This is a genomic window from Geobacter benzoatilyticus (assembly GCF_017338855.1).
In the GTDB taxonomy this organism is placed as follows: domain Bacteria; phylum Desulfobacterota; class Desulfuromonadia; order Geobacterales; family Geobacteraceae; genus Geobacter; species Geobacter benzoatilyticus.
The window spans coordinates 1435924-1455155 of the sequence record NZ_CP071382.1; the positions used below are offsets into that span (position 1 = coordinate 1435924).

General features: G+C 62.4%; 17 protein-coding genes. 12 read left to right on the forward strand and 5 right to left on the reverse strand.

Features of this window, described 5'->3' with window-relative positions:
* Positions 1–48: 48 nt before the first annotated feature.
* From JZM60_RS06770 to hemB, 4 genes are all read right to left on the reverse strand, one after another.
* Positions 49–774, reverse strand: a complete 726-nt coding sequence (locus tag JZM60_RS06770) for an RES family NAD+ phosphorylase (protein WP_241426390.1) — start codon at positions 772–774, stop codon at positions 49–51.
* Complete coding sequence (locus tag JZM60_RS06775; protein ID WP_207164749.1) at positions 734–1117, reverse strand: antitoxin Xre/MbcA/ParS toxin-binding domain-containing protein; 384 nt, start codon at positions 1115–1117, stop codon at positions 734–736. Before JZM60_RS06775 ends, JZM60_RS06770 begins: the two co-directional genes overlap by 41 nt.
* 103 nt (positions 1118–1220) lie before the next feature.
* On the reverse strand, positions 1221–2306 hold the full coding sequence (locus JZM60_RS06780) for a ribonuclease Z (RefSeq protein WP_207164751.1): 1086 nt from the start codon (positions 2304–2306) through the stop codon (positions 1221–1223).
* A gap of 270 nt (positions 2307–2576) precedes the next feature.
* The gene (gene hemB, locus JZM60_RS06785) at positions 2577–3554 is read right to left on the reverse strand and encodes a porphobilinogen synthase (protein ID WP_207164753.1); all 978 of its coding nucleotides are present in this window, start codon (positions 3552–3554) and stop codon (positions 2577–2579) included.
* A gap of 229 nt (positions 3555–3783) precedes the next feature.
* Here hemB and JZM60_RS06790 point away from each other — a divergent pair, with 229 nt between their 5' ends.
* Entirely contained in the window at positions 3784–4233 is a 450-nt protein-coding gene (locus tag JZM60_RS06790; RefSeq protein ID WP_207164755.1) for a DoxX family protein, read from the forward strand.
* A 13-nt stretch (positions 4234–4246) separates the two neighbouring features.
* Here the strand turns inward: JZM60_RS06790 and JZM60_RS06795 are convergent, their stop codons facing one another.
* Positions 4247–4945: a PilZ domain-containing protein gene (locus tag JZM60_RS06795; protein ID WP_207164757.1), complete on the reverse strand. Its 699-nt coding sequence runs from the start codon at positions 4943–4945 to the stop codon at positions 4247–4249.
* A gap of 150 nt (positions 4946–5095) precedes the next feature.
* Here JZM60_RS06795 and JZM60_RS06800 point away from each other — a divergent pair, with 150 nt between their 5' ends.
* The 11 genes from JZM60_RS06800 (at position 5096) to JZM60_RS06850 (ending at position 19181) form a co-directional block, all read left to right on the forward strand.
* The gene (locus JZM60_RS06800; protein WP_207164759.1) at positions 5096–6679 is read left to right on the forward strand and encodes a peptide chain release factor 3; all 1584 of its coding nucleotides are present in this window, start codon (positions 5096–5098) and stop codon (positions 6677–6679) included.
* 149 nt (positions 6680–6828) lie between these two features.
* Positions 6829–7578, forward strand: a complete 750-nt coding sequence (gene larB, locus JZM60_RS06805) for a nickel pincer cofactor biosynthesis protein LarB (RefSeq protein WP_207164761.1) — start codon at positions 6829–6831, stop codon at positions 7576–7578.
* A gap of 7 nt (positions 7579–7585) precedes the next feature.
* Entirely contained in the window at positions 7586–8758 is a 1173-nt protein-coding gene (gene larC / locus JZM60_RS06810; RefSeq protein ID WP_207164763.1) for a nickel pincer cofactor biosynthesis protein LarC, read from the forward strand.
* The gene (locus JZM60_RS06815) at positions 8755–9204 is read left to right on the forward strand and encodes a phosphatidylglycerophosphatase A family protein (protein WP_207164764.1); all 450 of its coding nucleotides are present in this window, start codon (positions 8755–8757) and stop codon (positions 9202–9204) included. The genes larC and JZM60_RS06815 overlap by 4 nt, the downstream gene beginning before the upstream one ends.
* On the forward strand, positions 9201–10454 hold the full coding sequence (locus tag JZM60_RS06820) for a competence/damage-inducible protein A (protein ID WP_207164766.1): 1254 nt from the start codon (positions 9201–9203) through the stop codon (positions 10452–10454). The genes JZM60_RS06815 and JZM60_RS06820 overlap by 4 nt, the downstream gene beginning before the upstream one ends.
* A gap of 2 nt (positions 10455–10456) precedes the next feature.
* A complete protein-coding gene (locus JZM60_RS06825; protein ID WP_207164768.1) occupies positions 10457–12610 on the forward strand; it encodes a sensor histidine kinase in 2154 nt (717 codons plus the stop codon).
* Positions 12611–12698: 88 nt separating this feature from the next.
* Positions 12699–13718, forward strand: a complete 1020-nt coding sequence (recA, locus tag JZM60_RS06830; protein ID WP_207164770.1) for a recombinase RecA — start codon at positions 12699–12701, stop codon at positions 13716–13718.
* A gap of 3 nt (positions 13719–13721) precedes the next feature.
* Positions 13722–14885: a type IV pilus twitching motility protein PilT gene (locus tag JZM60_RS06835; protein ID WP_207164772.1), complete on the forward strand. Its 1164-nt coding sequence runs from the start codon at positions 13722–13724 to the stop codon at positions 14883–14885.
* The gene (locus JZM60_RS06840; protein WP_207164773.1) at positions 14886–15353 is read left to right on the forward strand and encodes a regulatory protein RecX; all 468 of its coding nucleotides are present in this window, start codon (positions 14886–14888) and stop codon (positions 15351–15353) included.
* A gap of 39 nt (positions 15354–15392) precedes the next feature.
* Positions 15393–18023, forward strand: coding sequence for an alanine--tRNA ligase (alaS, locus tag JZM60_RS06845; RefSeq protein ID WP_207164775.1), 2631 nt, complete (start codon positions 15393–15395; stop codon positions 18021–18023).
* A gap of 33 nt (positions 18024–18056) precedes the next feature.
* On the forward strand, positions 18057–19181 hold the full coding sequence (locus tag JZM60_RS06850; protein ID WP_207164777.1) for a hybrid sensor histidine kinase/response regulator: 1125 nt from the start codon (positions 18057–18059) through the stop codon (positions 19179–19181).
* Positions 19182–19232: the final 51 nt, after the last annotated feature.

Consider the following 19232-nt stretch of genomic DNA (forward strand, 5'->3'; position numbering starts at 1 on the left):
GGCAAGAAATCAGCGTCTTTCTTATTGTGGCATTGATGGATGGCAACTCTACGGCGCTTCCCACCGCGCAGTGGGAAACGAGAAGGTCCCGCCGTGCTCGCGGCGCCAGATGGCCTCGGTTCCGGTAACGACGAGGTGCCACGTCTGCATGGCGCTGTCCGGCTCTTTCATCGAAAAGGCCGTGGGCGTCAGGACCGCCGCGCACCAGCTGGGCTCCGCCGCCCTGACGGAGCGGTAGATGATCGTCTCGATGCCGGCCTCGCGCGCAATTCTGCCGAAGGCTTGGGTGGCGCCGTAGTCCGATGGATGCATCCACTCCGCCTCGCAGCGGTCGAAGGGGGGGAGCCGAAGATCGACGCATCGGCCATGGATGGAAACGCTGAATGCTGTGTGGGAAACGGGTCCGAGGCGTTCAAGGCCTTCGGTTTCCTGGAGGAATTTCCACCGCCAGTAGCCCACTTCTGCCGCAGCGGTCCGCACCGATTCGGCTCCGTAGAAAACCCCCGGATCCGTGGGGGACCGGAACCGGGAACCGGGGTGAAAGGGGATGTAGCGAAAGGGGGCCGTGAGGAGATAGTCGAATTCGCGGGCAGCGGGGAGGAGCGGCGGCTTGCTCTGTTCGAGGATGTCTTCGAGCAACTCCTGTTCCGCCAGGGTGTCCACGAGCTTCATGGTGGAGGCGATGTGCTGGGATTCGACTATTCGCCAGATCCGCTCGGTGCGGAGGCAGGCCTCAGACGATACCGCGTCTGGCGTCCAGGTAGGAAACGACACGGACAAGTCCCTCCGTCGAGGTGATCAGGTCGGCAGGCTTCTGCCCGGCAAGGGCATGGTTTGCGCTGTTCAGCCAGCGCCGGGCGTCTTTGGCATCGCCGCCGACGATGGCGTCGAGGGAGCGGAACAGCCTGACAAGGAGCACGGCGAACTCCCATTCCTTTTTTTCAGGGGAAAGGAGATAGGTGCCGGCGTGGAGCCTCGACACGGTGGAGGTGCTAACCCCGAGGATCTGTGCCAGCCTCACCTGGGGCAGGCCAAGGATTCCCGCAGCGGAAACGGCAGCCTTTGAAAGGACTGCTTCCCTGCCGGTGATTTGTGCGGCACGGTTTGCCAGGGCCATTGCCTTCTCCTGATTGTTTGGTTGCTGTCTGAAGCAATAATACATGATAATAATTTCTGCTGCAATATGGAATCGTTAAGTTCCCGTGCCAGTTCCCCCTCGGTCATCCCCCCAGCTTCGGGAACTCCGCCGGCAGCAGCGGCCGCGGGGTGAGGTGCTCGGGGAGGCGGATCAGCCGGGTTTCCGGCGAAAGGGCCAGCTCGTCATAGATGAGGTGGCCCTTCGTGTTGTAGCTCTTTGAGAGGTGCATGGGGAGAAGCCAGCCGGGACTGAGCTCCCGGGCAAGGGCTGATACATCCGTCGTGCAGAGGTGGTGCGAGTTGCGGGCTTTGTCCCGGTCGGCGGCCAGAAACGAGCACTCGCAGGCAAGGAGCGTGACGCCGGTCAGGAGCCGCCGTGCCGTGGCCAGGTTTTCGGGGCTTGCTCCGATGTCGGTGAGGTAGCCGATGCTGGCCGGCGCCTGTGCGCGCCGGATCGCTTCGAAGAGCTGCCGTCCTTCCATGGAGCGCACTGTCTCGCCGCCTGCCGCTATTGCCGGGACGGCGATAGTTCTTCCGTCCAGTTCCCCCCGGTAAAAGCGGCTCTTCAGCTCCCGCAGCCACTCCCCCGGCACGATCCCTTCCGCCGCAATTTTCCCCCCGTCGATCCAGAAGGAGGGGCGTTCCGTAATCCGGAAAGCGAGGGTAGGGATGGCGTTGTGGTCGCAGATGGCGGCGTCCACCGTGAGGAATTCGTTGCGGTAGATTTCCGCCCCTTGTCGTGGCGTTTCCCCCTCCGGCAAGCACGGGAAACCTTCAGCGCCGGGAAAGGAGAAGTGGAGAACACGGCCGGGATGGACCTCGTGAACCCGGAAGGCGCACCAGTAGGATTCGGTGAGGTTCCAGTCGTAGCCGGCGAGTTTCGCCGCCACCTTCCCGGCGATCCCCGGTGGGCCGAAGAGGTCGACGGTTCGGGGGGAGACGTGGATATGGCGGACCAGGGTGTCGAACCCCATGAAGTGGTCCATGTGGGCGTGGGTTACGAAGATGGCGTCGAGGGATTTCAGTACCCGCTTTGCCAGGTGATGGAGTTGGCCGCAGTCGATGAGGATCGCGCGCCCCAGGGGACGGACGTTCACCAGGAGGACCGGGTCGTCCAGGAGCCCGGCGCAGAAGGTGGGTTCCAGGTAGCGGAAGGGAAGGCGTTTCATGGTGGTGCCTCGGGGAAGAATTCGTGGGTCCGGGAACCCGTCTCCGCTCAGAGTGCCCTGTTTCTGCCAATCCAGGGCTCATTCCGCTTTGGCCGATCAACTCGCCCTCCGGGCTCAGACACGATCGGCCTTGACGCTCCATTCGCCGGGATTGGCCACGAAGCAGGACACATTCGCTCCATCGGGTTCCCCGGACCCACGAATTCGGTGGATATGAAAAAGGCCTGCTCAAACGAGCAGGCCTTTTCAGTGTAGCACAGAAACGACGGGCTAGCCTCTCTTGAGGACCCGCGCCGCTTCCTTGGCGTGGTAGGTGAGGATGAGGTCCGCCCCGGCCCGCTTGAAGGAGAGGAGCGTTTCCATCATGACCCGCTCTTCGTCGATCCAGCCGGCCCGGCCCGCGGCCTTGATCATGCTGTACTCGCCGGAGACGTTGTAGACCGCCACGGGAAGATCGAACTCTTCCCGCAGGTCCCGGACGATGTCGAGATACGGCAGCCCCGGCTTCACCATGATGATGTCGGCCCCTTCCTCCACATCCATGCGGGCCTCGCGGATGGCTTCCCGGCGGTTCCCCGCGTCCATCTGGTAGGAGCGGCGGTCGCCGAACTGGGGAGTAGACTCGGCTGCTTCCCGGAACGGGCCGTAGTAGCCCGAGGCGTACTTCACTGCGTAGCTCATGAGGGGAATGTGCTTGTAGCCGTGGTTGTCGAGGATCTCGCGGATTGCCATGACCCGGCCGTCCATCATGTCCGACGGCGCCACCATGTCGGCCCCGGCCTCGGCGTGGGAGAGGGCCTCTTTTGCCAGGAGCTCCAGGGTCTCGTCGTTGTCCACGTCGCCGTCCTTGATAATGCCGCAGTGGCCGTGGTCGGTGTATTCGCACATGCAGACGTCGGTGATGACCGCAAGCCCCGGCACCTGCTTCTTCAGTGCCCGGATCGTCTCCTGGATGATTCCGTGCTCGGCGTAGGCGTCGCTCCCCACTGCGTCCTTGGTCTCGGGGATGCCGAAGAGGATGACCGCTGGAACTCCCAGCTCATAAACCTCCTGGGCCTCCTCGACGATGTGCTCGATGGATTGCTGATAGATCCCCGGCATGGAGGATATTTCTTTTTTGATGCCCTTGCCGAAGGCGGAAAACATGGGATAGATCAAGTCGTTGGCGGACAGGGCGGTCTCGCGGACCATCCGGCGGAAAACCTCTTTGCCCCTGATTCTGCGGGCGCGGAATGTGGGAAAGAACATGTTTCGTATCTCCTTGCTGTCTGATGGGATGCGCTTTGCAGTCACCGGACCATATTACTCCATGTGACAGGTCTCCCTCAAATATATTATTGGCGGCAATCGGATGGTATCTTTTCCTCCGTGGCTTTTACCGTTGCGGAGAGCCGGTATTTTGTGGCAAAAATAGCAATGGCCGACGGTGGTTTTTCGAGGATGCCGGCACGCTTATCAAGCAGGAGGTTTCTCCCCCATGGCAAGGTCAAACATGGGCGCCGCAGTAGACTCCCTGGCGCTTCTCATGATCCGGATTCCCCTTGGCGTCATCTTTATCGCCCATGGTTCCCAGAAGCTCCTTGGAGCCTTCGGCGGCCAGGGGCTCACGGCAACTTTCAGCACGTTTGAAGCAAAACTCGGTATCCCGCCGATTCTCACGCTCCTTGCCATCATTGCCGAATTCGGCGGAGGGATCGGAGTCCTTTGCGGCTTCCTGACCCGGCTGTCGGCCTTCGGCATCGCCTCAACCATGGCGGTTGCCATTTATAAGGTTCACTGGGCAGGCGGGTTTTTCCTGAACGCCTCCTGCGCTCCCGGCCGAGTAAATGGTATCGAGTACAACCTGGCGCTTTTGGGCATGGCGCTGGCGCTGATCTTTACCGGCGCAGGGGCCTGGTCGGTGGATCGCTATCTGTTCAGGCGGTAGGGGCGGGAGCTTTCTAGAAGATTGAATCCTTCAACTCGCGAATAATTTCCACTTGCCGCTGGAAGATATACTGCGAAACCCCCTTCTCGGATCTGGCGTCGGGTTGGATTTCGCAGATGGCGATGTTTTTCTCCGGTGTGGTTATGACCCGCAGGAGCGTGGCGGGCATTTCGAAGGGGCCGCCGGGCAGCCCCAGGCGAGCGGATCCCTTCAGGGCGTTTTCCGGCGGGTTCGGGATGGCGGCGACGATGGCGATGCCGCCGATGGAGATATCGTTCAGGGTGCCGGTTACCGTTACGCCGGGGGCGCTGAACGTCGCCGCGATCGGGTCCTTCACCTCAACCCTCACGAACTGGCGCCGCTCGGCCCGTATCACCGCATAGGCGAACTTGGTCGCCATCGCCACGCTCTTGTCGATGTTAACGTAGCTTACGGCGGCCAGTACGTCATGGGGAAAGTGGCTGCTCTTGAGAAAAGTCTGCTTTTCCAGGTGCATGACCACTGCCTGCTGTTGATGGACCGCAAGCTCCACCGTGTCGCCGTCGATGGACTCCACCGTCGCCCCGAAGTTGACAGGGATCGACTGGTAGTAATTGAGGAGCCGCAGGTCGTTGGGAAGTGTCCCTTTTTTGATGGCTGCGAGGATTTCAATGATCTGGCGGCTGTCTTCACGGGCATCGGCAACGGACACGAGCTGGTAGTGATCGTTCATCGTCTCATCCTTGCTGGGAGATAGATAGAGGGCATACTATTGGTTGTCAGGGCACGGCGTGTTCGTGTATAGTTAATTCCGGCGAAGATATCCTCTTCGCCTTTCGTTTGTCCAGCGCTTTTAGATACTTTAATGAATATGGAGTAGACATTGAAGAAGCATAACGAGCAGGAAGTCGACCGCCGGCGCACATTCGCCATCGTAAGCCACCCGGACGCGGGCAAGACCACCATTACCGAAAAGCTGCTGCTTTTCGGCGGCGCCATCCAGCAGGCCGGGGAGGTGCGCGCCCGGAAAGCGGCCCGCCATGCCACCTCGGACTGGATGGAGATGGAGAAGCAGCGGGGCATTTCGGTTACTTCGTCGGTCATGAAGTTCACCTACCGGGACTACGAGGTGAACCTTCTGGATACCCCGGGCCACAACGATTTTTCCGAGGATACCTACCGGGTTCTGACCGCCGTGGACTCGGCCCTCATGGTAATCGACGCCGTGAAAGGGGTGGAGAGCCAGACCATCAAGCTCCTGGATGTCTGCCGTCTCCGCCACACCCCCATTATGACCTTCGTCAACAAACTGGACCGGGAAGGGCGGGATCCCTTTGAACTTATCGACGAAATCGAGAAAGTCTTGAGGATCCAGTGCGCCCCCATGACCTGGCCCATCGGCATGGGGAAGAGGTTCCGGGGGACCTACCACCTCTACACCAAGGAACTCATCATCTTCGACGCCGAGGCTGAGCGGGGGACCGGCAGCGTCATTTCGCTCTCCGGTCTTGATGACCCCCGCCTCGACGAAATCCTCGGCTCCCAGGCCGCGGAGCTCCGCGCCGACATCGAACTCCTGGAGGGAGCGGCCCATCCCTTCGAGGAGGAGGCGTACCTGGCCGGCCTTCAGACGCCGGTATTCTTCGGGAGCGCCATCAATACCTTCGGGGTCCAGCAGCTCCTCGACACCTTCGTGGAGAACGCCCCGGCGCCGCTTCCCCGGGAGGCGGTCAGCCGCACGGTCTCTCCCTACGAGGAGCCCTTCTCCGCCTTCGCCTTCAAGATCCAGGCGAACATGGACCCGGCCCACCGGGACCGGATCGCCTTCTTCCGCATCTGTTCCGGCAAGTTCACCCGGGGGATGAAGGTGCGCCACGTCCGCCTCGGCCGCGAAGTGGCCATCAACAACGCCACCATCTTCATGGCCCAGGACCGGACCAACGTGGACGAGGCGTTTCCCGGCGACATCATCGGCATCCACAACCATGGCACCATCAAGATCGGCGACACCTTCACCATGGGTGAAGAGCTGAAATTCACCGGCATCCCCAATTTCGCCCCGGAACATTTCCGCAAGGTGCGGCTCCTGGACCCTCTCAAGTCCAAGGCGCTGGAGAAGGGGCTGACCCAGTTGGCCGAGGAGGGGACCACCCAGGTCTTCCGGCCGCTCATGGGGGCCGACTGGATTGTCGGCGCCGTGGGGGTGCTCCAGTTCGACGTGGTCATGCACCGCCTGGAACACGAATACAACGTGAGGGCCACCTACGAGCCCGCCGCCTATGCGACGGCCCGGTGGGTGACCGGCGACAGGAAAAAGCTGGAGGAGTTCCAGAAGAAGGAAGTCATGAGCTGCTACATCGACGGCGAGGGGAATCTGGCCTACCTGGCCGGCTCCCAGTGGCGGCTCGACAACACCATGGACAACTGGAAAGACCTGCAGTTCCACGCCACGCGCGAACACAGTTAACCCGCTTGCCAGTTGCCGGGGGCGGTTTAGTCCGCCCCCTCCCATCGCTTCTTTCTCAATTTTCCTCTGTTTTTATTCATAAATCCTTCCTTTTCAGCACCTGCAGTGTTATTTTTTGGTAAAATTATTCCGATGATCGGCAGGATTTCATGGACCCGCAAGAACTCAAGAATCTCCTGAATGCATTCAAGGACGGCGCCCTCGGCGAGGACGAGGTACTGGCGCGGCTGCGGCATCTCCCCTTCGAAGATGTGGGGGATGCCATGGTGGATCACCACCGGAGCTTGCGCCAAGGGTTCCCCGAGGTGATTTTCGGCGCCGGCAAGAGCGCCGGACAGATCGAGCGGATTATGGCATCCCTGTCCGCCCGGGGGAGCAACGTCCTCGTGACCCGGCTGGACGAGGCCAAGGCCCTGGCGGTGAAAGAAGCGTTTCCCGCCGCGGTCTGGCATGCCGATGCCCGTTGCCTCACCCTGGAGGAAAAACCGGTTGAAAAGCGGGGGCGGGGGACAGTGCTCGTCATTTCGGCGGGGACGTCCGACCTGCCGGTGGCGGCTGAGGCGCTGGTTACTCTCCGGATGCTGGGAAACGACGCCGAACACCTCTACGACGTGGGGGTGGCGGGGATTCACCGGCTCCTGGCGCGCCGCGAGACGCTCTTCGCCGCCAGTGTCCTCATCGTGGTGGCTGGAATGGAAGGTGCTCTTCCGTCGGTGGTGGGAGGTCTGGTGGACCGGCCGGTCATTGCCGTGCCCACGTCGGTGGGGTACGGTGCCTCATTCGGCGGCATCGCCGCCCTCCTCGGGATGCTCAACTCCTGCGCCGCCGGGGTCACCGTGGTGAACATCGACAACGGTTTCGGCGCCGCCGTGGCGGCCAGTACCATCAACAGGGTATGAGGATTTCGTGAAGATACTTTATTTCGACTGCTTTGCCGGCATTGCCGGCGACATGACCGTAGCCGCCCTGCTTGATCTGGGGGTACCCTTCGAGGTGGTGCGGGAGGCCGTCGAGAGCCTCCCTCTCCCAAGGTCGAGCTACTCCCTGGCCGTTGAGCGGACGAGCCGCAAGGGGATTGCCGCCACCCGTTTTGTGGTTCATGTGGAGGAGCACCAGCCCCATCGCCACTATGCAGGCATCGCAGCCATGATTGAGGAGAGCACCCTTCCGGAGGGGGTGAAGGATAAAGCCCAGCGCATCTTCTTCCGCCTGGCCGAGGCCGAGGCTAAGGTCCACGGGGTTGATATCGAGCGGGTCCATTTCCATGAGGTGGGAGCAGTCGACTCCATCATCGATATCGTCGGTGCTGCGGCCGCCCTGGAGTGGTTCGGCGTTGACGCAATCCACGGCGCGCCCCTCCCCCTGGGGAGCGGTTTCGTGGAGACTGCCCACGGCCGTCTGCCGGTGCCTGCACCGGCCACGGCGGAGCTTCTGCGGGGGATTCCGGTCCACGGCGAGGCCGGCGCAGGCGAGCGGGTGACTCCCACCGGAGCCGCCATCCTGGCCGCCCTGGCCGACGGCTTCGGCCGGGCCCCGGCCATGACCGTAACCGGCATCGGCTGCGGGGCGGGCACCAAGGACTTCGACGATATGCCCAACGTCCTGAGGCTCTTCCTGGGGGAGGCGGATTCCGGTCTCCAGCGGGACGAGGTGGCGGTCATCGAGACCCACATCGACGACATGAACCCGGAGATCCTGGGTCACGTACTGGAGCGGCTCATGGAGGCGGGGGCACTCGATGCTGCCTACTCGCCCCTGCAGATGAAGAAAAACCGTCCGGCGGTGAAGCTAACCGTCATCGCCCGCCCCGAAGGGCGAGACGAACTTGCCTCCCTGGTGCTGCGGGAGACGTCTGCCATCGGGGTCCGTTTCTACCCCGCAGCCCGCCTGAAGCTGGCCCGGGAAAAGGAGGAGCGCCCCACATCCCTCGGTGCGGTGACGGTGAAGGTGATCCGCGACGGCGAGACCGTGGTCAGGGTGACCCCTGAGTATGATGCCTGCCGCCGTATCGCTGCCGAGCGGGGGATGCCGCTGCTGGAAGTCTACCGGATCGTGGAGCGGGAGGCGGGGCAGCCATGAGGGGATTCGTCATCGCCGCGGCAAGCTGGTTCGGCACCGGGTTTTTCCCCGTGGCGTCGGGAACGGTGGGGACCCTGGGGGCCATCCCGCTCTATATTCTTCTGGCAAGGATGCCCCTCTGGCTTTATCTCTCGACCCTAGTGCCGTTCTTTTTTCTGGCCTCGTGGGTCTCCGGGGCGGCGGAGCGGGAATTCGGCGAGAAGGATTCGGGAAAGATCGTCATCGATGAGGTGATGGGCTATCTCATTACCATGGCAGGGGCTCCGCTGAACTGGCAGAGCATCTTGATCGGCTTTCTACTCTTCCGGTTTTTCGACATCGTCAAGGTTCCGCCGGCCCGCTACTTCGACCGCCAGGTTAAAAACGGCTATGGCGTGGTTCTCGATGACGTGGTGGCTGGAATCTATGCCTGCGCCGGGCTTCACGTTGCGCTGAGGTTCCTGTGAAGACGGCAATTCTCTCCATTGGCGACGAGCTTCTGCTTGGGGAGGTGGTGGACACCAACTCCGCCCGGATTGCGGCGCGCCTGGCCGATGAGGGGATCGCCACGGTGCGCAAGCTGACCGTGGGGGATGACGAGGCTGGAATTGCCGCCGCCCTTCAGGAGCTTGCCCGGGGGCACGATGTGGTCATTGCCACCGGCGGCCTCGGTCCCACCGACGACGATGTGACCGCCCGGGCTGCTGCCCGCGCGACCGGGCGGCGCCTCGTTCTCAATGATGAGGCCATGGCGCGGCTTAAGGAGTTCTTTGCCCGGCTGGGGCGGGAGATGCATCCGGCCAATGGCCGCCAGTGCCTTTTGCCGGCCAAGGGCGAACTTATTCCGAATCCCGCAGGCACCGCCAGCGGCTTTCATCTGCTGCTGGACGGCTGCCTCCTCATCTTCCTGCCCGGCGTTCCCTCGGAGATGGCCGTGATGCTGGAGGAGTCGGTCGTTTCCCTGGTGCTTGCCCGCCGCAGCGGCCGTCAACACACCAGGACCTCGACCCTCACGGTTTTCGGACTCTCCGAGGCGGAGATCGGCGCCCGGCTTTCGGATATCGACCGCTCCCGGCCGGGGCTCGGTGTTGCCTACTGCGTAGAGTACCCCATGGTTCAGGTGAAGCTCCGGGCCACGGGGGAGGATGAGACAGCGCTGACGGCGTTGCTGGAGGACGGGGCGGCCATGGTGAGGGAGCGGCTCGGAGACCACGTGGTCGCCGGGGGCGGCGAAACCATCGACACGGTGGTGGCCCGGCTCTTCCGGGAAACGGGGATGACCCTGGCCCTGGCAGAGTCGTGTACCGGGGGGCTCATTGCCGGACGGATTACGGCCATTGCCGGCAGCTCGGGTTATTTCCTCCTGGGTGCGGTTACCTATTCAAACGATGCAAAGTCCAACCTACTCGGCGTGCCCGGAGACATTCTGGCAGAGCAGGGGGCCGTGAGCGCCGAAGTGGCCAGGGCCATGGCCCGGGGCGCCCGGAAGCTTGCCGGCAGCGATCTGGCCCTTGCCGTTACCGGCATAGCCGGCCCTGAGGGGGGGAGCCCCGACAAGCCGGTGGGGACCGTGTTCATCGCCCTTGCCGACCGGGCCGGTTGCTCGGCCAAGGTATATCACTTTTCGGGAGACCGTGAGAAGATCAGGACGATCACAGCGATTACGGCCATGGATTGGCTGAGAAGGCGGCTTCTGGCATACCCGATCGATAGGTAGTCATGTCTTCAACAAAGGATTGGAAATATATTGTGTTCGGCTGGAGAGGCGCCATTGTGCTCCTTTTGGGGTTCGTCGGCACGTTCTTCGCCTACAGCTTCCATGGCGCCCCCATCTTTGGCTTCCTTTCCTTTGTCCTTATTCTCTTCATCACCTGCTTCAGTTTCATGGCCGTGAACTTCCGCCGCATGAAAAGCATTGAGGCGTTGGCCCATGTCCACGAGTTGATGCAGGTGCAGAGGGAACTGGATAAAACTGTGCGCCGTTACCGCAGTCTTCTCGAGGGGGCCGGAACGGCCATTTTTGTGTTCAGCGCCGATACGGGAATGCTGGTGGAGGCGAATCGCCGCGGAACCGAGCTCTTTGGTTACGACAAGGAGGAGATGGCCCTGTTGCGGGGGAAAGATCTTGTTCTGGAGGAGGACCAGGAGAAATTCGTCGCGCTGGTTCACCGGGTGGCCAGGCGCGGCCGGGGGCGCTCCGACGGGATCAACTTCCGCCGCAAAGTGGGGGAGCGGTTCCTGGGGGAGATCGAGGCCCGCCTCATTGACCTCGGGGACGAGAAGGTGGTTCACGCCGCCGTCCGGGACATTACCTACAAGCACCGGGCCGAGCGTGAACTGCGCCAGAGGAACAAGGAACTCTCCACGCTAATCGGCATCATTGCCAGAGCCAATCAGGATATGGATCTGGAGACCGTGCTCGATGTGACGCTGCGTGAAACCATCGAGGCCTTCGGTGCTGACGCCGGCGGAATACATCTTCGGGAGCGGGATGGAACGCTGCGTCCCACCGCTTCCGTCAATCTTCCCGAACAGCTGCGCTTTATCCTCGCCCGCCGGGAGGAGGAGAGCCCTCTGGAGCGAATCGCCGCAACCGCTGCCCCTCTATCCCTGGAAAACCTGGCTGCCGGAATTGCCGGATGCTCTTCTCCGGAGGTTTTGCAGGGATGGAAGGGGTTTGCCGGCGTCCCCCTGTCCGTCCGTAACCGCGTTACCGGCGTCATGTACCTGCTGAGCAAAAAAGAGCGGCGTTTCAGCGAAGACGATGTTGCCCATTTCCTTTCCATAGCCGGCCAGATGGGGATTGTCATCGAGAATGCCCGGCTCTTCCATGAACTCAAGTGGAAGAGCGATGAACTCATGGGGTCGCTCCGGCTCCTGGAGCGCAACAGCCATGAGTTGGCCTTCTCCCAGCACCGGCTCCGCACCAATCTGATGCTTGTGGAACGGGCCAATCAGGAACTGGAGCGAATCGACCGGATGAAGTCGAACTTCCTCGGCATGGTTTCCCACGAGTTCCGCACCCCGCTGACCAGCATCATGAGCGGCACCGAGTTTCTCATCTCCTCCCCATCCTTCAGCCTCGACGGCAATTCCCGCAAGGTCCTCGCCATGATCCACCAGGGAGGAGAGCGGCTATCCGAGATTGTCAGCGATATTCTCAAGGTGGCGAAGCTGGAGGCTGACTGCACCACGGTCAACCGTTCTCCGCTCCATATTGTCCAGGTTTTCGAAGAGGTTCTGGCCGCGGTGGAATCTCTCCGTATCGAGCGGGATCTCACCATTGTCTTTGCCAACATGGAAGGACTTCCCTACTGCAGCGGCGACCAGGAATGCTTCAGGGATATTTTTACCGAGTTGCTGGAAAACTCCATAAAGTTCACCCCGGACGGCGGGACCATAATGGTGGACGCGCGGGTTGTGGACCGTCAGGTGCTTGAGCGGAAGGAGCAGATTATCACCCGCTTCAATCCAGGGTTCCTGGCCCAGGTTGAGGACCGGAGCTATCTGGAAGTGGAGGTGCGGGACAGCGGAATCGGTGTCAGCCATGAGGAGCAGGTGAAAATCTTCGACAAGTTCTATGAAGTGGGCGATATCCGTCATCACTCCAGCGGCAAACACAAATTCCAGGGGAAGGGGACCGGCCTGGGGCTTGCCATCGTGAAGGGGATGGTTGAAGCCCATGGCGGCATGGTCTGGGTGGAAAGCCACGGGGGGGCGGAGGGCGCTCAGTTCGGCAGCGCTTTTTTCGTGCTCCTTCCCCTGGAGGATTGCCTCACGCAGCCGCCGCTCCCCCTCGCCGAAGCCGGTATGCCCGGCACCGGTGGCGGGTATCCGCAGAACGGCGACTCGGGCCCAGAAGATACCCATTGAAAAAGACGAAACACCTGTGCTATCTCTGATCAACTATCCCGGACAGGGCCGATTTTCCGCCCCTGTTACTACCAAGTAGGAGGATTTCGTGACCCAGGAACGCGAGAAGGCGATTGAACTGGCGCTCAGCCAGATAGAGAAGCAGTTCGGCAAAGGTGCCATCATGCGGCTGGGTGCCGGCGAGGCCCTGCCGGACATCGACGCAATCCCCACCGGTGCCCTTTCCCTTGATATCGCCCTCGGTGTTGGGGGGGTCCCCAGGGGGCGGGTGATAGAGATATATGGTCCCGAGTCGTCGGGCAAGACGACCCTTGCCCTTCACATTGCCGCCGAAGCCCAGAAGCTGGGCGGAATCGCGGCGTTCGTGGACGCCGAGCACGCCCTCGACATCGGCTATGCCCGCAAACTGGGGGTTAAAACCGATGACCTCCTGGTCTCCCAGCCCGATACCGGGGAGCAGGCCCTTGAGATCGCCGAGATGCTCGTGCGCAGCGGCGCCGTGGACGTCCTCGTCATCGACTCGGTGGCGGCCCTGGTGCCCAAGGCGGAGATCGAGGGGGATATGGGGGACTCCCACGTGGGTCTCCAGGCCCGGCTCATGTCCCAGGCCCTGCGCAAGCTCACCGGCATCATCTCCAAGTCCAACTGCTGCGTCATCTTCATCAACCAGATCCGGATGAAGATCGGCGTCATGTTCGGCAGCCCCGAGACCACCACCGGCGGCAACGCCCTCAAGTTCTACGCCTCGGTCCGTCTCGACATCCGCAAGATCGCCACCCTCAAGCAGGGGGATGCGGTTGTCGGCTCCCGCACCAAGGTGAAGGTGGTGAAGAACAAGGTCGCTCCCCCCTTCAAGGAAGTGGAGTTCGATATCTATTACGGCGAGGGGATATCCCGGCTGGGGGACCTCCTGGACCTGGCCGTCGACCGCAAGATCATCGACAAGAGCGGCGCCTGGTTCTCCTACGGTTCGGACCGGATCGGCCAGGGGCGCGAGAATTCCCGGAACTTCCTCAGGGAGCATCCGGAGATGGTGGCCGAGATCGAGGACAAGATTTACGAAACGGCCGGCATTCCCCGCAAAGGGGGAAAGGAAGAGGCGGCGTAGCCCATGGAACTCAATGACATTCTTGCCATAGCGGTTAAGGCTAAAGCGTCGGATATCCACATCAAGACCGGGCTTCCGCCGGTCGTCCGGATCGACGGACGGCTGCGGCCCATTCCCAATGCCCAGCGCCTTGCCCCGGACCAGGTGCGCGCCATGGCCTTTGCCATCATGAATGAGCGGCAAAAGGGGATCTTCGAAGAGCACTACGAGTGCGACGTGGCCTACGGGGTGCCGGGACTCGGCCGTTTCCGGGTTAGTATCTATTCCCAGCGGGGGACTGTGGCCATGGTTTTCCGGTCCATCCCCTTCGGCATCCCTTCCATTGAGAACCTGACCCTCCCCCCGGTCATCAAGAAGCTGGCCCTGGAGGAGCGGGGGCTCATCCTCGTCACCGGCACCACGGGAAGCGGCAAGTCCACGACCCTGGCCGCCATGATCGACTACATCAACGAGCACCGGACCTGCAACATCATCACCGTCGAGGACCCGGTGGAGTTCCTTCATCGGGACAAGAAAAGCATCCTCTCCCAGCGGGAGGTGGGGTTCGATACCCTTTCCTTCGCCACCGCCCTCAAGGGCGCCCTGCGCCAGGACCCGGACGTGGTCCTCGTGGGGGAGATGCGGGACCTGGAAACCATCGAGACCGCCATGCATGCCGCCGAGACCGGGCACCTGGTCATGTCCACCCTCCATACCCTGGACGCCGCCGAGACCATCAACCGGATCATCTCCGTATTCCCCCCCTTCCATCAGCGTCAGGTCCGGCTCCAGCTCTCCGGGGTCATCAAAGGGGTCATATCCCAGCGGCTCGTTCCCCGGGCCGACGGCAAGGGGCGGGTCCCTGCCGTGGAGGTGATGATCGGCACTGCCCGAATCAAGGAATACATCGACGACAAGGACAAGACGAAGCTTCTTTCCGAGGCCATTGCCCAAGGTTTCACCACCTACGGGATGCAGACCTTCGACCAGTCCCTCATGCAGCTCTATACCGGCAAGCTCATCACCTATGAAGAGGCGCTCCGGCAGTCCACCAACCCGGATGATTTCGCCCTCAAGGTGTCGGGCATCTCTTCCACGTCCGACAGCACGTGGGACAATTTCGTCCACGACGAAGCACCCCCTGCGGCTGCTGGAGATACGCCCGGCGAGGGGATCGAGAAGTTTTAGATGGGAGAGGAGCGGAGCGGATTCAGCCGCGCCCTCGATATTCTCTCCCGGCGGGACCACAGCGAGGCGGAACTGGCCCTGAAGCTGCGGCGCAAGGGTGTCGGCGAAGAGGAGATCACATCCGTAGTGGCCCGCCTGCGGGAACTGGGGTATCTCAACGACCGGCGCCTTGCCGAGCGGATAGCGGAAACGGCCATGGCCGGCGGCAGGATGGTGGGGCCGCGGCTCAGCCGGGAACTCATCCGGCGCGGAATCCCCCGGGAGCTTGCGGCCGAGGCCCTGGCCCTGGCCGCCGAGGGGCGCGATCTGCGGAGTGACATCAGGGAGCTGCTGGCCGGCAAGTTCCCCTCCTTTGACCCAAGGGAGGCGGATTTACGGGAGAAGCGGCGGGTGATCGGCTGGTTCCAGCGCCGGGGCTACCCCCTCTCAGCCATCCTGGATGCCCTGCGGGTTTCCGCCGACGAGTGACATTATCTTTTCAATTCAATCCAGAATACAGAGGAACCGATGACCGGAAACGAACTACGCGCCAGATTCCTGAAATTTTTTGCGGACCGCGGACACACCGTGGTCCCCAGTTCCCTCCTCATTCCCCACAACGACCCGACGCTCCTCTTCGCCAACGCCGGCATGAACCAGTTCAAGGACTGTTTCCTCGGCATGGAGGACCGGGGATACACCCGGGCAACCAGTTCCCAGAAGTGTGTGCGGGCCGGGGGGAAACACAACGACCTGGAGAACGTGGGGCGCACCGCCCGGCACCATACCTTCTTCGAGATGCTCGGCAACTTCTCCTTCGGCGACTACTTCAAGAAGGAGGCCATCGCCTACGCCTGGGAGTTCCTCACCAGGGACCTGGGGCTCGACAAGGAGCGCCTCTACGTGACGGTCTACACCGATGACGACGAGGCCGCCGACATCTGGCACCTCCAGGAGGGGGTTCCCCGGGAGCGGATTTTCCGCTTCGGCGAGAAAGACAACTTCTGGTCCATGGGGGATACCGGTCCCTGCGGACCCTGCTCCGAGATCTTCTGGGACAACGGCCCCGAGGTGGGGTGCGGTAGCCCCGACTGCGCCGTGGGGTGCGACTGCGACCGCTACATGGAGATCTGGAACAACGTCTTCATGCAGTTCAACCGCTCCGCCGACGGCACCATGACCCCGCTCCCCAAACCCTCCGTCGACACCGGCATGGGGCTAGAGCGGATCTGCACCGTCATGCAGGGGGTGAAATCCAACTACGACACCGACCTCCTCCAGGGGGTCATCAGGCATGTGGAGCGGCTCTCGGGGAAACGGTACCGGGAGAACGAGAAGGACGACGTCTCCATGCGGGTCATTGCCGACCACGCCCGGGCCACCACCTTCCTCATCTGCGATGGCGTCCTTCCCTCAAACGAAGGGCGGGGCTATGTGCTGCGCCGGATCATGCGCCGGGCAGCCCGCCACGCCAAGATGCTCGGCTTTGCCGAGCCGGTTCTCTACCGGACCGTGGACGCCGTGAACGAGATGATGGGGGGCTCATACCCGGAGTTGTTGGAGCGTGAGGAGTACATCAAGAAGGTGATCCGGGCTGAAGAGGAGCGCTTCGCCGAAACCCTCGACCGGGGCCTCGCCATCCTTAATGATGCCGTGGCCCAGTTGAAGGTGGAGGGGAAAACGGTGATCCCCGGCGAGACCCTTTTCCGCCTTTACGACACCTTCGGTTTCCCCACGGACCTCACGGCCGATATCGTCCGGGCCGAAGGGTTCACCATCGACGAGCCCGGCTTCGAGGCGTGCATGGAGCGCCAGCGGGAGCAGGCCCGGGAGCACTGGAAAGGTTCCGGCGAAGAGGGGATTGCCGCCGTCCACAAGGGCCTCCACAACCGTGGGGCCAGAAGCGTCTTTGTGGGTTATGACGAGAAGTGCAGCTACGCAGCGATCGGCAGCATCCTCCGTGGCGGCGCCGAGGTGGCCGAGGCGAAGGCCGGCGAAGAGGTGGAAATTATCACCGACAGGACCCCCTTTTACGGCGAGTCCGGCGGCCAGGCAGGGGATACCGGCACCATCTCCACCGGTTCGGCCCATGTGCGGGTGACCGGCACGATCCGTCCCTATCCCGACCTCATCGTCCACCGGGGAACCGTCGTCGAGGGGACCATCAAGACCGGCGAGGCGTGCGACCTGAAGGTGGCGTCCGTGGATCGCGACGCCACGGCCCGCAACCATACCGCCACCCACCTCCTCCAGACGGCGCTCCGCCGGGTGCTGGGCGAGCACGTGAAGCAGGCCGGCTCCCTGGTGGCGCCGGACCGGCTCCGCTTTGACTTTACTCACTTCGCCGCCATGGCCCCGGAGGAGATCCGCCGGGTGGAGGAGATCGTCAATACGTTCATTATGGAAAACGATCCGGTCCATGCCCGGGAAATGGCCGTAGAGGACGCCATGGAGAGCGGCGCCACGGCCCTCTTCGGCGAGAAGTACGGCGATCGGGTAAGGGTGGTCAAGGTGGGGGAGGTGAGCGCCGAGCTCTGCGGCGGCACCCACGTCCGGGCCGCCGGCGACATCGGCTCATTCAAGATACTCTCCGAGGCGGGGATTGCCGCCGGGGTGCGCCGTATCGAGGCCCTGACCGGCATGGGGGCACTGCGCTACACCCAGGAGCTGGAGGAGGAGAAGCGGCAGATCGCTGCCCTCATGAAGGCCGAGGGGGGGGACAATATCGACCGGCTCCAGAAGCTTCTCGCCCGCCAGCGGGAGATGCAGCGGGAGATCGAGACGCTCCAGGGGCAACTCAACGCGGCCCGTTCCGGGGATCTCCTGGCGGATGTCCGGGAGGTGAACGGCGTGAAGGTCCTCGCCACGACAGTTGAGGTGGACGATCCGAAGAAGCTTCGGGAGTTGGCCGATACCCTCAAGGACCGCATCGGTTCCGGGGTTGTGGCCCTCGGGTGTGAGAAGGACGGCAGGGCCAACCTCCTCGTGGCGGTGACGAAAGATTTGGCGGGCCGCATCAAGGCCGGCGACATCATCCGGCAGCTGGCTCCGGTCATCGGCGGGAGCGGCGGCGGCAAGCCGGAGCTGGCCCAGGCGGGGGGGAGCGAGCCGGGCAGGCTGGCCGAGGCCCTCGGCATGGTGTGCGGACTCATAGGCTGACAGGGTCGCCAGAGAGGGATAGGGCATAGCCCCATGGACGTGGTGATGAAATTCCAGGCTGAACGGAGCGTGAAAACGATCCTCGTCGTTGATGACGAAGGGGTGATCCGTGAGCTTTGCGCCCGGGCACTCAAGGGATACAGCGTCCTCCAGGCGGCCGATGGCGAGGAGGCCCTGCGCCTCTTCGAAAAGGGGGGGATCGACGTCATTCTCACTGACGTCATGATGCCGAAACTTAACGGCATCGATCTCCTGCGCCGGCTGAAAGAGATTGAACCGACCATCGTGGTCATCGTCATGACCGGCTATGCCGAGAAGGAGATCATCCTTAACGCCCTCAAGGCAGATGCCGACGACTTCATCACCAAGCCCCTCAATATCCTCCAGCTCAAGACGGCGGTGGACAAGGCCCTGGACAAGAAGGCCCTCAAGGAGGAGATCGCCAACCTCAAGAGCATGGACCGGTTGAAGAACAACTTCCTTTCCCTGGTGTCCCACAAGTTCCGCACGCCGCTCACGGCCATCTCCCTTTTTCTCCAGAATCTCGCAGGGGGGGTGTATGACCCGGAAGACCCGGAATTCAGCCGTAACCTGAAACTCATCTGCGGCCAGTCCCACTATCTGGAGAGTCTGGTGGCGGAACTCCTGGTCTTCAGCCGTTTCATAACGGCCGGGGGGGTGCTTCATCTGGAGCAGTGCAATTTCTGCGAGCTTATTCGTTCCATTGTTTCCACTTCCAGGGAGTCGGCCGCCAAACCGGACGTTGATGAGGTCCTCGATCTGGACCCGGTTCCTCCGTTCCCGCTGGACCGGGAGAAAATTGCCTTTGCCGTCGGACAGGTGATTGACAATGCCTTCAAATTTTCGAACTCGACGGGCAGCGTAACCATCACCCTGCGGGAGGAGGACGGCGTTTGCCGCCTGATTGTGGAGGACTGCGGCGTCGGTATTCCCAGGGAAGAACTGCCCAAAATCTTCGAAAAGTTTTATCAGGTGGATCCCCAGGGGACCGGCCAGATCCGGGGATTCGGCCTCGGCCTCTTCTATGCCCGCGAGTTCATTAAGCTTCATGGTGGTGCCATTATCGTCGAGAGCGAACCCGGCAAAGGGACCCGGGTCACCATTTCCCTCCCCCGTACGTTACCCGGTGCTTCCTGAGAGCATTGCCCCGCCGCCTGCTTTTTGCCGGGATTCCGGAGCAGCGGTAAC